Below are 13,520 nucleotides of genomic sequence, written 5' to 3' on the forward strand. Positions count from 1 at the left end.
CAGTACCTCTCGTGGGGGACGGAACACGGTCCCGCTAGGTGACGACTCTCCGCCCGAACGGCCGTAGCGTCCCAGGACATGAACAGCGTCGAGGTGCAGGAATTGCGCAAGAGGTACGGCGCCACCGTCGCGGTGGACGGCCTGTCGTTCACAGTTCAGCCCGGCCAGGTGACCGGCTTCGTCGGACCGAACGGTGCCGGCAAGTCGACGACGATGCGGGTGGTCCTCGGGCTGGACGCACCGGACGGCGGCAGCGCGCTGGTCGGTGGGCGCCGCTACCGGGACATCGGCAATCCATTGCGCGAGGTCGGTGCGCTCCTCGACGCGGGCGCAGTCCATCCTGCCCGGAAGGCCCGCGACCACCTCCTGTGGATGGCGCAGTACAACGGCTTGCCCGCCCGGCGGGTGGACGAGGTCCTGGACCTGGTGGGACTCGCGGAGGTGGCGCGGCGCCGGGCAGGCGGGTTCTCGCTCGGGATGCGGCAGCGGCTCGGGATTGCCGGCGCATTGCTCGGGGACCCCCCGATCCTGTTGTTCGACGAGCCGGTGAACGGGCTCGACCCGGAGGGCATCGTGTGGATCCGTGGGTTGCTGCGGTCGCTGGCGGCCGAGGGTCGAGCGGTGCTGGTGTCCAGCCACCTGATGGGGGAGTTGGAGGGCAGTGCGGACCACCTCATCGTGATCGGGCGTGGCCGGTTGATCGCGGACACGACGGTGCGCGAGTTGCTGGCCGCCGCGTCGGCGGACCGGGTCGGGTTGCGTACGGCGGAGCGCACGGCGGCGATGACCGTCCTCGCGAACGCCGGTGCCGTGGTGGCCGCGACCGACCACGACCGGGTGACGGTGACCGGGCTGACCCCCGAGCGCGTCATCAAGCTGCTGAACGAGAACGAAGTGCGGTTTTCCGAGATCGCGGCCTACCGAGCCTCGCTGGAGGAGGCGTACATGGACTTGACCAGGGACGCGGTCGAGTTCGCCGCTCACACGAGGTCGCGGGAGGCGTGATGAGCACTTTCCTGCAGGTCCTGCGCGGCGAGTGGACGAAGTTCAGGTCGGTCCGCAGCAGCTCGCTGTGCCTGTTCGCCGCGGTCGCCGTGACGGTGCTGCTGGAGCTGCTCGGATCGACCGCTGGATCCACCGACGCCAACAAGCAGCCGCGCTACTCGGACGAGGCGTACTTCGTGCACAAGCCGCTCAGCGGTGACGGCACAGTCGTCGCCCGTGTCGTCAGCCAGCTGGACAGCCAGGAGTGGGCGAAAGCCGGCCTGCTCGTCAAGGCCGGGCTTGCGCCCGGATCGCCGTACGCCGCGGTCATGCTGACCCCTGAGCATGGGGTCCGGATGCAGGCAACGTTCGACACCGACCTCACCGGCACGGCGACCGCGGCGCCACGGTGGCTCAAGCTGACCCGGACCGGCAACACCGTCGCGGGACACGAGTCGACGGACGGCCAGAGCTGGCAGCAGGTCGGCACTGTGACTGTGGCGCTGCCCCGAGACGCCGAGGTCGGGCTCTTCGTGGCCTCGCCGGCGAATTACCGGACCACGCGGACCGGTAGCGGTTCTGCGATCACCCTCGAAGCGACAGTCGGTACGGCGGTCTTCGACAGCGTGACCGTCACCGGTGCACGAACGTCGCCGGACTGGGCCGGCCAGAACATCACCAGCGGGCCGTCCAAGGTGAACCCGATGCTCGGCGCGGGCGACGGGCTCGCTCGGTCGGGCGGGACGTTCACCGTGACCGGGTCGGGTGACATCGCCGGCTACGGCATTGCCAGTTGGCGCTCGCCGGGTGACGACGACGTGGTCATGCTCAGCCTGTTCGGCGTACGTCTCGGGATGATCGCGATCATCGCTCTCGGGGTCCTGTTCATGACCGCCGAGTACCGGACCGGCCTGATCCGGACCACGCTGGCCGCCTCGCCCCGGCGTGGGCACGTGCTGGCCGGCAAGGCCGTGGTACTTGGTGGAGTGGTGTTCGTCGCCGGGCTGCTCGCGAGTGTGGCCGCGTTCCTGCTTGCGCAGCCGGGGATGCATGACGGTGGCTACAACCCACCGGCGTACCCGCACGTCTCGCTGGCGGACGGCACAACGCTTCGCGCGGTGGTCGGCACGGCCATCTACCTGGCGCTCGTCGCGCTGTTCAGCCTCGGCATCGCGATGGTCCGGCGGCGGACCACTGGAGCGATCGTGTTCGTCATCGCCCTGGTGGTGCTGCCGCAGATCATCGGGCCGGTGATCTCGCCGGAGGCCGACATCTGGATCAGCCGGCTGACGCCGATAGCCGGGCTGGCAGTTCAGCAGTCCATCGAGCCCGGCCAGGTCATCGGCCCGTGGGCCGGGCTGGGCGTGATGTGCGCGTACGCCGTCGCAGCACTCGGTCTCGCGTACTGGCAGCTCACCCGCCGGGACGCCTGATGCAGCGCGCCGGACGAGCCCTGTGGGCCGAGTGGACCAAGCTGCGCACTGTACCGAGCACCGGCTGGACGCTCCTTTCGGCCGTGGTCATGACCGCTGCGGTCGGTGCGCTGGTCAGCTGGGACCTCACGCCGCCGAACTGCGAGCGCTCCGATCCGTCCTGCGACTTCGACCTGACCAAGCTCAGCCTGTCCGGGGTGTACATCGGCCAGGCTGCGGTGGTCGTGCTGGCGGTGCTCGCCGTGACCGCGGAGTACGAAGCCGGCATGATCCGCACCACCCTGGCGGCCTGCCCGCGCCGTCTGACCGTCCTTGCGGCAAAGCTCATGGTGCTTACTTCAGTGGTGCTGCTGGTGTCAGTCGCCAGTGTCCTCGGCTCGCTGGTAGTGGGCCGGGAAATCCTTGCGCGCGGCGGGTTTACGAGAGCAGGAGGCTACCGGCCACTGTTGCTCGGCGACGGCCCGACGCTGCGCGCCTACGGCGGCACCGTGCTGTACCTGGGCCTGGTGGCAATCATTGCTCTCGGCATCGGTTTTGTCGTCCGGCACACTGGTGGCGCAGTGACGCTCGTCCTCGGGTTTCTCTACCTGGCGCCTGTCATCACGATCGCCGTCTCCGACCCGCGCTGGCGCGAATGGATCGAACAGGTGTCGCCGATGACCGCCGGGTTGTCCATCCAGGCCACCCTGCGACTCGACGCACTGCCGATCTCACCATGGCGCGGCCTGGGCGTCGTAGCCCTCTACGCCGCTGCCTCCACCGCCGCCGCTGCAGTCGCCCTACGCTTCCGCGACGCCTGACGGGAATCTGTTGCCTTGGGCGCGCAGCGTCTACCGACAGTGACCGTCTTGCCATAGGGTCTTGGGCCATGAGCTTGGTGGGGAGGTTCGACACGCCGGGGTCGCTCCGCGACGTCCCGGCCGGCTCGCCGTTGTACGACCGCTGGCACGCCACGATCGGCGCCCTGATCGCGCCGTCGACCCCGCTCAGCGGACCTGGCGCCTACGTCGATCCGAGCGAACGCGACCTCGACGTCACCGCCACCCGGGCCTACACGTGGACCGGCTTCTCGCGACCCCTGCTGATGAAGCACCGCGACGACCGCGACGCCGCGTTTGCCGAGGGCGAGGATCGATCCACCCAGATCGAGTACCTCGAGTGGCACGTGGCCCGCGACCCCAGCGGCGTCATCGTGCGGGTCACGTTCACGACCGAGACGCCGGAGTACTGGAAGGCGCTCGCCGCGGTCGCCCCCAACCGGGTCGTGGCGCTGTACCGGGAGTTGGTCGATCCCGCGGTCCGAAGTAAGGACCTGTTCAAGGCCAACGGCAGGTACGACCCGCTGAACCGCTGGAACACGACCCACGGCATCGTGCACTACATCATGCCGATCAACTCCATGAGGGATCTGCTCGGCGTCTCGCAGGAGGTCGAGCGCACCGGCGCCGCGCTCGACGGGTACGGCGCGCTGCCGTACGGCCGCGAGACGGGCGCCGACGCCCGGATCAACCTCGATCTCTGGTCGATCAACCGGAAGGGGTACGCCGTCGCTACCGCCGACCCGCCCGGTCCGCTCATCATCGATTGGGACGATTCGGGATGGACCGATCCCGCCGGCGAACCCGTGGGTGACCACTGGAGGGTCGTCCGCGGCGTGCGGGGCGCCGCGCTGCGGGTGGTCTACGAGGTACCGCCGGCAGCCGGGTACCGGGTCGGAGACATCCGGATCGGCGGCCGGCCCATCGCCTTTGGCGGCCAGCTCGCCGAGCATGTGATCATGTCGGCCCACGGCGTCATCGATCGGGGCGCCTCGTGAACTCCGACGCGGCCATCGCACTGGCCGCGCTCGCGGAGACCCAGACGGCGCTGCTGTCGGGCGTCGAGCTCCCGGCAAGCAGCGGCGATGCCGCTGCGCGTCTCGGCCGGGCCGCGGCGGAGACGGTCGGGGCCGAAGCGGTCGCTGCCGAGAGTGGCGAGGTGACAGGCGACCAGATGCCCGCCGGCAGCGGCCGGACCCCGCAGGCGTTGGCCGACGAGCCCGTGTACGACGCCGATGCCGCCGCCGACATCCAGGGCAACATCGTCCCCGGGTTCAACAAGGACCACCAGCACTTCCTGTTCCTGCGCTTCGGAAGCATCGACGGCGCCCGCGAGTGGGTGGGCTGGCTGGCGCCTCGCATCACCGCCATGGACGAGGTGCTGGACTTCCGGCGCGAGTTCCGCGCGCTGCGCCTACGCCTCGGCGTCCGCGAACCCGGACTCAGCGCCACCTGGACCGCGGTCGCCTTCTCGTTCCCGGCCATCGCGGCGCTCGCCGGGCACACCGATGCGCGCGCCTTCGGCGAACAGAGCTTCCGACAAGGCCTGGCTGAGCGGTCCACCTACCTCGGCGACCCGACTGACCCTGATCACCGGGGGCATCGTGCCAACTGGGTCGTGGGCGGCCCGGACAACGAGGCCGACGCCTTGGTGATCGTCGCCGCCGATGACCCGAACGACCTGGACGCCATGGTCGACGAGATCCTCGACCACGCCAGCGCACACGGCATCACGTTGCTTTTCGGGCAGCGCGGCGACACTCTCCCTGGGAACCTCCAAGGCCACGAGCACTTCGGGTTCAAGGACGGCATCTCCCAGCCGGGCGTGCGCGGCCGGCGGGCGACCTCGCCGGACGACCACCTCACGCCCCGCTTCCTCGACGCCGACGACCCGCACGCTGAGCTCTTCGCCAAGCCCGGCCAGCCGCTTGTCTGGCCCGGGCAGTTTCTGCTCGGCGAGCTCCGCCAGCACCATCAGGACCCGACGATCCCGGCCGCACCCGCCAGTGCGTTCCCCGACTGGGCCCGGCGCGGCTCGTACCTGGTGTGCCGACGCCTCCATCAGGACGTCGTCGGCTTCTGGGAGATGGCAACGGCCGCCGCCGCGGCGATGGGGACTACCCCGGTCAGGCTCGCGTCGATGCTCGTCGGTCGCTGGCCGAGCGGAGCTCCGTTGATGCGCTCGCCCGATGCGGACGACGCTGCCCTCGCCGGCGACGAGTTCGCCAACAACCACTTCCTCTTCGACGACGAGACCCGCCCGTCCGCGCTGGTCGATCTCCCCGGTTACCCCGGCGACACGCATCGGCCCGCGACCGAGGACCTGCTCGGCAAGGTGTGCCCGTTCGCCGCCCACATCCGCAAAGTCAACTCCCGCGACAGTGGCACCGACTTCGGTGCACCCGCGGACACGTTCCTGCGGCTGATGCTGCGGCGCGGCATCCCCTACGGTGAACCGATCGCAGGCATCGCCGACCCGTCGCCCGAACTGGAGACGGGCGAGCGCGGCCTGCTGTTCGCCGCGTACATGGCGTCGATCGAGGATCAGTTCGAGTTCGTCACCCGCCGCTGGGCCAACTCGCCTGTACAGCCCAACGTCGGCGGCGTCGACCCGATCATCGGCCAGCGCGACGTGCGGGGGGACCGCCGGCGTACGGTCGACCTTCCGGCCGCCGATGGCTCGACCACCACGATCGAGCTCCAGGAGGACCTCGTCACACCCACAGGTGGCGGCTACTTCTTCGCCCCGCCCATCTCGGCGCTCCGTGGCACCCTCGCCGCCGGCTGATCGCACGCCGGAGTCCGTGAACACCCGCCTCCGCCACGCGGCCAAGGCTCGCTGCCCCTCGAGACACTCAGAGTCTGCTTGCCTGAGCCGGTGCTGAACGCCCGTAATACCACCGGCTGGGGGCCGTCCAGGTCTATTTGCCTCAGGCCACTTCCTCGGGACTTGTCGTCCGGGGCTGCGACCACCGGCGCGACGAGCTCCGATCGACGGCAGCTCAGGCGGATGGCGGTGGTGATCAACCCGGTGACGAACGGCAAGATCGAGGTCCGCGGTCGCGAAGTCCTCCGTGGGCCACTCAAAAGGGCGTCAACCGGCGATACACTCGCCGGTCAGGCGAACCCGGTCAACTGACACAGCATGAGGGGACCCAGCGGATGCGGCATCACGATGAGACGCTCGCGGCGTTCATAAGGACTCCTTGTGAGGACTGGCTAGCGGTTGTGCTGGACGGCTCGGTGGCGCGCGGCCGGGAGCGACCGGACTCCGACGTCGATGTGACCGTCGTCGTGACAGAGGAGGCGTTCGAGCAAGCCCGCGCAGGGGATCGGGTGAGCTACGTCGACCGCGAGGTCGCGACGTACGAGCGCGGCTACGTCGACGTCAAGGTTGTCACTCTGGCACTGCTGGCCGCAGGCGCAGTGCGCGGCGACGAGCCGATGCGGGCCGCCTTCACTGAGGCCCGGGTCGCCTGGTCGCGCGACGATGCCATCCGCTCAGAGCTCGAGCACCTGCTGAAGGGCGTCGTTGAACTCGATGAGGAGGAGTGGGAACGGCGGATGGCGTCCGCCATCGCGGTCGTGCGGCTGCAGGCCGGCTATTTCGCAAAGCAGGCATTCGCCTCGGGGGAGGAGTACCTGGTTCGTCACGCGACACTCCACACCGTCTCGGCGGCGGGCCGTGCGCTGCTGGCCTTCAATCGCACCTTGTTCCAAGGCCACAAGTACCTGTTCCCTACCCTCGCCGGGCTGGAGAACACACCGGACGGGTTTCTCGATCAGGCACGCTCTGTCTTGGCGGATCCAACGCCGGAGAGACTCGACGTGCTTGTCAAGACGGTGGAGGACTTCCACGACTGGCCGCTGACTCGTGAAGCGACTCTCTCCCGCTACGTCTCCGACAACGAGCTGGCCTGGCTCGACCGCTCACTCCCAACCGAATACCACTGAACGCCGCCAGGTCGAGCGTCGCCACGCCTAGCTGGGGCCGGCGGTGACAGTTGCTGATGGCAACGTAGGTGTCGGCGTCGTCAATTGCGCTTCGGGTGGGTCAGGTGGCGGGATCGAGGTAGCTACTTAGGCGGGGGAGCGTGTGGGTCTTCTTGAGGGTGGTGGTCAGGTTGGCGAGTTGCTCGCAGCCGGCGGTGAGGGCGTCTTGCAGGGTGGGCCAGCGGTCGACGCACCAGTAGGGGTCGTCGGGCTGGCGGTCGTGGTCGTCGTCGATGTCGGCGCACCAGCCGCCGGCGTACGCGTGGTGGATGTGCAATCTGAGCTTCATGGTCGTTCGTCTCTCGGGGAAGTGCGTGCGTGGAGTCAGTAGGGCAGTCGTCGGCCCGAAGGGGTCCGGAGGTCGATGACTTTGGTGTTCCTTGGTCTGCGGGTTCGCAGCGGCCGTTGGCGAAGTTGGATTTGTCGCATTGGACTCACCTCCTGTGGTGGCGTTGCCTGACAACGACGCTGGCAGTGGCTGATGCCGCAGCCAGCTGGTCGTAGCAGGGGCTATTTCCGGCTATTGCAGGTAGTTCGGGCTTGTGCACGAGTCGGATGGGTGCGTCGTTCCGCGGAACGCTTCGGTGGGCGAGGGCTGACCGGTCAGATCTACCGGACCTGAGCGCGCAGTTCGCCGGCTACCAGTGCCACCTGCAGCGACATCCGGATGTGAGACGGCAAGAAGGTCGCGTCGGCCACCACGTGCGGTCCGCGGCCGCGCAGACCCGGTAGGCCAGAGGGTTCGGCGACAGTCGGCTGCCTCACTTTCCGTAACCTGACCGGTCAGCAGCCACGACACGGCGTACCGTCGTGGGATCTGAGCGTCCTGTGGGCGAACAGAGCTGCGCTGGCGGCGGTGCCAGGTGAAGGAGGCCTGAGCCGCGACCAGCTCAAGTTCTCGACTACAACGCTGACCGACGGAACGATGCCGTTGGCGGCCGGTGCCTCCGTATCGTCGCAGTAGTCGATTCGTCCTGGCATCGATGCAGCCGAGGCACCCATCGGCGACCGGTAAGGGTTCAGCGCGTGTAGCGGGCGACGAGCGTGTTCATGGCCTCGTCGATGCTGTGGTCGACGCGGTGTCGGGTGGGGTCCTCGTCGTACCAGGTGATGATTTCGCGGGCGCCTGTTTCGAAGGGGATGGTGGCGACGAAGTCCGGGACCACCTGGCGGAGTTTGCTGTTGTCGAAGACCGCCGAATGGGCCTTGTCGCCCAGGAGGCCGTCCCCCCAGCCCTGATGCACAGCGGCGATGGCGTCCGAAGGGACGTGGACGATCTGTGCTGACGTCCCGGCTGCCGTGGCCAGCGCGTGCGCGATCTGATCCCAGGTCAGGACGTCGTCCGAGGTGATTTGGAAGGCGTCGCCGAGCGTGCGGGGGTGGCCGAGCAGCGGAACCAGTCCACGGGCGAAGTCGCGGTGGTGCGTCAGAGTCCACAGCGAGGTTCCGTCACCGTGCACCACCACAGGTTGGCCGCGGCGCATCCGTTCGACGATCGTCCAGCCGCCGTCGAACGGGACGAGGGTGCGGTCGTAGGTGTGCGAGGGCCGCACGATCGTGACCGGATAACCCTCGTCGCGGTACAGGGCGGTGAGGAGGTCCTCGCAGGCGATCTTGTTACGTGAGTACTGCCAGTACGGGTTTCGCAGCGGCGTCGACTCGATGATCGGCAGCCGGGCCGGTGGCGTCTGGTACGCCGACGCGGAGCTGATGAAGACGTACTGGCCGACGTGTCCTCGTAGCGCGTCGGTGCGGGCGCGCACCTGATCGGGCGTGAATGCGACCCAGTCGACGACGACATCGAAGTCCTGGCCGGCAACCGCGGCCAAGGATGCCGCGTCGTCGACATCGGCAGTGATCTGTTTCGCCTCCGGCGGGAGGGAACGAATCGAGGTCTGACCGCGGTTGGCGACGGTGAGGTCGAGCCCCGCCTCGACTGCTCGCCAGGAGCAGGCCGAGCTGATGATTCCGGTTCCGCCGAGAAAGAGAACACGCAGGCCACTCATTCGATCGACTCCTCGGGCAGCTAACTGTAAGGTCACTGACGCTCAGAACTTGGAGAATGATAACAGTTGAGCGATCCTGGTCTTACGGATGGAAGATTCAAGATCCACAAGGGGAGGGTGTGTTGTGACCAGTCTCGAGGGGCGCGTTGTTCTGATCACCGGCGCCGGTGGTGGTATCGGCTCGGCGACTGCTCGCACGGTGGTGGCCCAGGGCGGGCATGCGCTGATTCACGACATCACGGGATCCGCGCTCGATGCTCTCGCCAAGGAACTCGGTGACAGCGCCACGGTGCTGGTCGCCGACCTCACCGACCTGGCGGCGGTCAAGAAGCTGTGGGACGACGCTTGGGCCGTCAAGGGGCAGGTGGACGTCGTGGTCAACAATGCCGGCGCCTATCCGCCTGCTCCGCTGGACGCCCCGCTCGACGAGTGGCTCAAGGTCTGGGACTTCTCGCTCGACCTGCATCTCAAGGCGCCCGCGGTCTTGTGCCGCGAGGCGGTGGCGGCGTACTCCGGACTGGAGCGGGGCGGCATCATCATCAACCTGGCGTCGCGCGCTGCGTTTCGCGGCGAGGATCCGGAGTACTGGCACTACGCGGCCGCCAAGGCGGGGGTGGTTGCGATGACGCGCACGATCGCACGCCAGTACGGCCGTCACGGTGTGACTGCCTTCGCTGTCGCTCCTGGGTATGTGAACACCGACTTGAACGAGCACTTCCGTGACACTGTCGGGGTCGAAGTCGCCGCGGAGCAGACGGGCCTGGGGGAGGTCGCACAACCGCAGGACGTTGCCAACATCATCGCGTTCCTGGCGACTGGTCTGGCGAAGCACGCGACGGGCACCACCATCGACGTGAACGGAGCGTCGTATGTCCGTTGACACCGGCCTCGCGCGGATGAGTGCGGACCTGTTCGTCAACGGATCCTGGACCGCGGGCAAGGCCGGGACACTCGACAACGTTGACCCAGGCAACGGTCAGACCGTCGGTGCGGTCTCGCTGGCCGGCGCCGACCAGGTCGCTGAGGCGATCACCGCCGCCGAGAACGCGTTCCCAGCCTGCGCGGCGATGCCGGCTGCTGCGAGAGGGGATATCCTCCGGCGTGCGGCACGCCTGCTCGCGGATCGTGCCGAGGAGGCCGCGGCGACGATCCTGCTGGAGACCGGCAAGACGGAGGCCGACGCTCGCGGCGAGATCGACCGGGCCGTGGAGACGCTGCGCTGGAACGGTGAGCAGGCCGGCCGGGTACAGGCCACGATGTTCCCGGGCGTCGTGGCCGGTTCGCGGCGTACGTCGATCCCGACTTCGCTCGGCCCGGCCGCGGTGATCACGGCCTGGAACTTCCCGGCGGTCCTGGCCACGCGCAAGCTCGGCGCTGCTCTCGCGGCCGGCTGCACGGTGGTGTTCAAAGCGTCGGAGTTCGCTCCGGCCACGGCGCGACTCGTCGTCGAAGTGCTGGTTGACGCAGGCCTTCCGGCCGGCGTGCTGAATCTGGTCTTCGGTGATCCGCGGGCGGTGTCGGAACAGTTGACCTCGTCCTCGTCGATCAAGGTTTTGTCCTTCACCGGGTCGACGGCCGTCGGGAAGGCGTTGGCCGCGCAGGCGGCACCGAATCTGATCCGCACCGTGATGGAGTTGGGCGGGCATGCTCCCGCGCTGGTGATGGACGACGCCGATGTGGATCACGTGATCGCCACCACGGCGGCCGCCAAGTTCGGTTCCGCAGGTCAGTCGTGTGTCGCGCCCTCGAGGTACTTCGTTCACGAGTCCCTCTACCAGGAGTTCGTCGACAAGCTCACGGCCAAGGCCGGGTCCTACATCCTCGGGCATGGCACCGGGGAGGGAGTCACGCTCGGCGCGGTCGCACATCAGGGACGCGTGGACGCCTTGGTCCGCCTCGCCCGCGATGCTGCCGATCATGGGGCCACCGTCACCACCGGGGGCAAACAAGCGGGCCGGGACGGGTTCTACTTCGAGCCGACGGTCGTCGCTGGACTCCCGCTGGACTCCAAGGCCATGATCCTCTCGGAAGAGCCGTTCGGTCCCATCGCGACCGTCTCCTCGTTCAGCACGCTGGACGAGGCGATCAGTGCAGCCAACGCGGCGCCCTATGCGTTCGCGGCGTACCTGTTCACGAACAGCATGAACGTGCGCGACGAGGTCGTCCGGCGGCTGAACGCCTCGAACATCGGCATCAATCAGCTGGCTCCGTCGCTGCCCGACGTACCCCTGGGCGGCCTGGGCAACTCCGGCTACGGCTACGAAGGCGGGATCGAAGGCATCCTCGCCTTCTGCCAACTCCGTCTCGTCTCCGAAACCGCCGGCCGGCATTCGACTGCAAGCGCCATCAGCAGGGGAGAGTCCCATGTTCGCCGATAATCACTCCTCCTTGGCTCACGTCCGCGACGTGGCCGCGACGAGGCGCGAACCCTACGTGCTCGACGCGACCGACCTGGCCCTGCTGAAGATCCTGGTGGCAGACTGCCGCACGTCGCAGCGCCAGATCGCCACCATGCTCGGAGTGTCCGCCCCCACCGTCGGTGAGCGGATGGCACGGCTGGAGCGCAATGGCGTCATCACCGGGTACAGCGCCCAGGTCGACTGGTCGGTCGTCGGCTACGGCCAGGTCGTGTTCCTCTCCATCGAAGCAGGCCCGGGATATGACGTCGCCGCGATCATGGCCGCACTCTGGGAACTGGCGGAGGTCGAAGACGTCACTCTGGTCACCGGCGAGCTCGACCTCCTGATCCGGATGCGGGTCCGGGACTACGGCGAGCTGAGGACGATCCTGATGGACCAGGTTTGGCGGATCCCGGGCGTTCAGAGGACGGCAACCCTGCTGTCCGTGGCTGACATGCCGGCGAAGGACTTCGGTGCCGCCCTGCTCGACAAGATCCTGCTCCCCTGACGTCAGCTCACTGATCCGCCGTGCTGTGCCGGCGGAGCTGTTCGAGGATGATCGGGTCCAGCTTTCCCGGAACCAGGCGTTCCTCGAAGTTCTCCGTACCTGCCCAGGTCTCGAGTGCCTCGGCGAGCCGGGAACCGTCACTCGTCTGATAGCCGAGCCGGTCCAGCAGCGAAGCCACCTCATCGGCCAGGGCGCCTTCCAGCGGGAGCAGGGATTCGTGGTCGGGCTTGCCGAAGTACAGCTCGTGCAGAGCGAGCAGCCGACCGAGCTCCTCGACCGGATTGCGGTGGTCGTCGACGCGGAGGTCGACGGCGAGATCCAGGACACCGCCGTACGCCGCGCCGGCGCGCCAGACCCTCAGGGCCGCGCTCTGGCGACCGCGGCGGTCGCCACCGGCCCGGTCTCCGGCGGTCAGAGCCTCCAGCAACCTGCGCCCGAACGGCTCGTCCGACCGCTCTCGCCACGCGGTGGCCATGGCCTCGACAACCTGCGGTCCAGCGAGGACATTGCCTTGGACCGCGAACCCATCGCCTGCCGTGCCGCCCGCCCAGTCCAAACACTCCGGGCCGGTGAACGTGGCGCCGCGGCCCTGCGCGTCGATCACGCCGCACTGCCGGCTGTCCCGCGCGTCGTCGGCGCCGGTGAGCCGCTCAACCACCTCGCCGGCCGGGAGCCCGTTCGCGAGCAGGTCGATTCCGTCAGGGCCGTAGGAGAGGTTGGCCGCGGCCTGGGTTGCGACAGCCCCCGCACCGGCGCGCCCCCAAGGAACCACGGCACCGACCGCCAGGAACTTCGACGCGACCGCAATTCCCCAGGACTGCGAGTCCACGTCGTACGCCACGATCGAAAACGTCATCGCCCGCTCCCTTCACCCGTCCCGCAGATCTCGTCGCTCCGCACCCACAACCGCCGAGCAGTCTAGGCGTGGCGAGGCCGAGGTCGGCGCTGAGCATGGTGCCCGTCGGGAGCATCGAGGTGGTGCACCGCAGCGGCGAGAGCGGACGGTACCTCTTCGTCATCTAGGACTGCAGGAGTATCGATCACGTTCTCCAGCTGGACCGGACAGACCCGCTGCCCGTCGTACAGCGGTGGGAGCGCCAGACCGTAGAAGGGCCCAGTGGTCGGAGCCGGCCCACCGTCCATCCAGATAGTCCTGATACGTGCCCCAGGAGATGCCGGTCATCAGGTGGACGCGATAGCCGGCCTCGCGCCACCGGGCAATGCGCTTCGCCGCCGTGTCGTTGAGGCCGTAGACCATGACGAAGTCGGTGCGCAGGTCGATCGATTCGTCGTACGGCGCCTGCTCCTGGAAACCGGTGGCCTCGCCGTGCTTGCCGGTGTTGCTGTCCTTGTCGGCGTTGCTGTTCGCCATGCGCCTT

The 13,520-nt window shown here is 68.3% G+C and carries 14 protein-coding genes; 9 read left to right on the plus strand and 5 right to left on the minus strand.

Features of this window, described 5'->3' with window-relative positions; genetic code table 11:
- Positions 1 to 78 precede the first annotated feature (78 nt).
- The 6 genes from EV648_RS39625 (at position 79) to EV648_RS39650 (ending at position 7,189) form a co-directional block, all read left to right on the plus strand.
- Positions 79 to 1,005, plus strand: coding sequence for an ABC transporter ATP-binding protein (locus tag EV648_RS39625; protein WP_132301153.1), 927 nt, complete (start codon positions 79 to 81; stop codon positions 1,003 to 1,005).
- Positions 1,005 to 2,417 (plus strand): ABC transporter permease subunit, encoded by a 1,413-nt coding sequence (locus tag EV648_RS39630; protein ID WP_132301155.1) that lies wholly within the window; start codon positions 1,005 to 1,007, stop codon positions 2,415 to 2,417. Before EV648_RS39625 ends, EV648_RS39630 begins: the two co-directional genes overlap by 1 nt.
- Complete coding sequence (locus tag EV648_RS39635) at positions 2,417 to 3,217, plus strand: ABC transporter permease (protein WP_132301157.1); 801 nt, start codon at positions 2,417 to 2,419, stop codon at positions 3,215 to 3,217. Before EV648_RS39630 ends, EV648_RS39635 begins: the two co-directional genes overlap by 1 nt.
- Positions 3,218 to 3,285: 68 nt before the next feature.
- A complete protein-coding gene (locus tag EV648_RS39640; RefSeq protein WP_132301159.1) occupies positions 3,286 to 4,233 on the plus strand; it encodes a hypothetical protein in 948 nt (315 codons plus the stop codon).
- Positions 4,230 to 6,023: a Dyp-type peroxidase gene (locus tag EV648_RS39645; RefSeq protein WP_132301161.1), complete on the plus strand. Its 1,794-nt coding sequence runs from the start codon at positions 4,230 to 4,232 to the stop codon at positions 6,021 to 6,023. Before EV648_RS39640 ends, EV648_RS39645 begins: the two co-directional genes overlap by 4 nt.
- A 374-nt stretch (positions 6,024 to 6,397) precedes the next feature.
- Positions 6,398 to 7,189, plus strand: coding sequence for a nucleotidyltransferase domain-containing protein (locus EV648_RS39650; RefSeq protein ID WP_132301163.1), 792 nt, complete (start codon positions 6,398 to 6,400; stop codon positions 7,187 to 7,189).
- Positions 7,190 to 7,289: 100 nt separating this feature from the next.
- Here EV648_RS39650 and EV648_RS39655 read toward each other — a convergent pair whose 3' ends face one another.
- The 3 genes from EV648_RS39655 to EV648_RS39665 all read right to left on the minus strand — a co-directional run bounded on the left by EV648_RS39655 (position 7,290) and on the right by EV648_RS39665 (position 9,234).
- Positions 7,290 to 7,517: a hypothetical protein gene (locus EV648_RS39655; RefSeq protein ID WP_132301165.1), complete on the minus strand. Its 228-nt coding sequence runs from the start codon at positions 7,515 to 7,517 to the stop codon at positions 7,290 to 7,292.
- Between the two features lie 320 nt (positions 7,518 to 7,837).
- The gene (locus EV648_RS42910) at positions 7,838 to 7,993 is read right to left on the minus strand and encodes a hypothetical protein (protein ID WP_158294199.1); all 156 of its coding nucleotides are present in this window, start codon (positions 7,991 to 7,993) and stop codon (positions 7,838 to 7,840) included.
- Positions 7,994 to 8,247: 254 nt separating this feature from the next.
- Positions 8,248 to 9,234, minus strand: coding sequence for an NAD-dependent epimerase/dehydratase family protein (locus EV648_RS39665; RefSeq protein ID WP_132301167.1), 987 nt, complete (start codon positions 9,232 to 9,234; stop codon positions 8,248 to 8,250).
- A gap of 124 nt (positions 9,235 to 9,358) precedes the next feature.
- On the opposite strand from EV648_RS39665, the gene EV648_RS39670 reads away from it, so the two are divergent.
- The 3 genes from EV648_RS39670 to EV648_RS39680 are packed head-to-tail and all read left to right on the plus strand — an operon-like array spanning position 9,359 to position 12,141.
- Positions 9,359 to 10,114, plus strand: coding sequence for an SDR family NAD(P)-dependent oxidoreductase (locus EV648_RS39670; protein WP_132301169.1), 756 nt, complete (start codon positions 9,359 to 9,361; stop codon positions 10,112 to 10,114).
- Positions 10,104 to 11,612, plus strand: coding sequence for an aldehyde dehydrogenase family protein (locus EV648_RS39675; protein WP_199235083.1), 1,509 nt, complete (start codon positions 10,104 to 10,106; stop codon positions 11,610 to 11,612). The genes EV648_RS39670 and EV648_RS39675 overlap by 11 nt, the downstream gene beginning before the upstream one ends.
- On the plus strand, positions 11,599 to 12,141 hold the full coding sequence (locus tag EV648_RS39680; protein ID WP_132301171.1) for an Lrp/AsnC family transcriptional regulator: 543 nt from the start codon (positions 11,599 to 11,601) through the stop codon (positions 12,139 to 12,141). The genes EV648_RS39675 and EV648_RS39680 overlap by 14 nt, the downstream gene beginning before the upstream one ends.
- Positions 12,142 to 12,148: 7 nt before the next feature.
- Here the strand turns inward: EV648_RS39680 and EV648_RS39685 are convergent, their stop codons facing one another.
- Both EV648_RS39685 and EV648_RS39690 read right to left on the minus strand, forming a co-directional pair.
- Complete coding sequence (locus EV648_RS39685) at positions 12,149 to 12,997, minus strand: DUF1028 domain-containing protein (RefSeq protein WP_132301173.1); 849 nt, start codon at positions 12,995 to 12,997, stop codon at positions 12,149 to 12,151.
- A gap of 159 nt (positions 12,998 to 13,156) precedes the next feature.
- The gene (locus tag EV648_RS39690; RefSeq protein ID WP_132301175.1) at positions 13,157 to 13,513 is read right to left on the minus strand and encodes a hypothetical protein; all 357 of its coding nucleotides are present in this window, start codon (positions 13,511 to 13,513) and stop codon (positions 13,157 to 13,159) included.
- Positions 13,514 to 13,520: the final 7 nt, after the last annotated feature.

Origin of the sequence: Kribbella sp. VKM Ac-2568 (genome assembly GCF_004345365.1) — a bacterium.
Taxonomy (GTDB): domain Bacteria; phylum Actinomycetota; class Actinomycetes; order Propionibacteriales; family Kribbellaceae; genus Kribbella; species Kribbella orskensis.

Coding starts and splice junctions, on each gene's coding strand:
- EV648_RS39625 (WP_132301153.1), top strand. CDS start 79: ATGAACAGCGTCGAGGTGCAGGAATTGCGCAAGAGGTACGGCGCCACC.
- EV648_RS39630 (WP_132301155.1), top strand. CDS start 1,005: ATGAGCACTTTCCTGCAGGTCCTGCGCGGCGAGTGGACGAAGTTCAGG.
- EV648_RS39635 (WP_132301157.1), top strand. CDS start 2,417: ATGCAGCGCGCCGGACGAGCCCTGTGGGCCGAGTGGACCAAGCTGCGC.
- EV648_RS39640 (WP_132301159.1), top strand. CDS start 3,286: ATGAGCTTGGTGGGGAGGTTCGACACGCCGGGGTCGCTCCGCGACGTC.
- EV648_RS39650 (WP_132301163.1), top strand. CDS start 6,398: ATGCGGCATCACGATGAGACGCTCGCGGCGTTCATAAGGACTCCTTGT.
- EV648_RS39655 (WP_132301165.1), bottom strand. CDS start 7,517: ATGAAGCTCAGATTGCACATCCACCACGCGTACGCCGGCGGCTGGTGC.
- EV648_RS39665 (WP_132301167.1), bottom strand. CDS start 9,234: ATGAGTGGCCTGCGTGTTCTCTTTCTCGGCGGAACCGGAATCATCAGC.
- EV648_RS39675 (WP_199235083.1), top strand. CDS start 10,104: ATGTCCGTTGACACCGGCCTCGCGCGGATGAGTGCGGACCTGTTCGTC.
- EV648_RS39680 (WP_132301171.1), top strand. CDS start 11,599: ATGTTCGCCGATAATCACTCCTCCTTGGCTCACGTCCGCGACGTGGCC.
- EV648_RS39685 (WP_132301173.1), bottom strand. CDS start 12,997: ATGACGTTTTCGATCGTGGCGTACGACGTGGACTCGCAGTCCTGGGGA.
- EV648_RS39690 (WP_132301175.1), bottom strand. CDS start 13,513: ATGGCGAACAGCAACGCCGACAAGGACAGCAACACCGGCAAGCACGGC.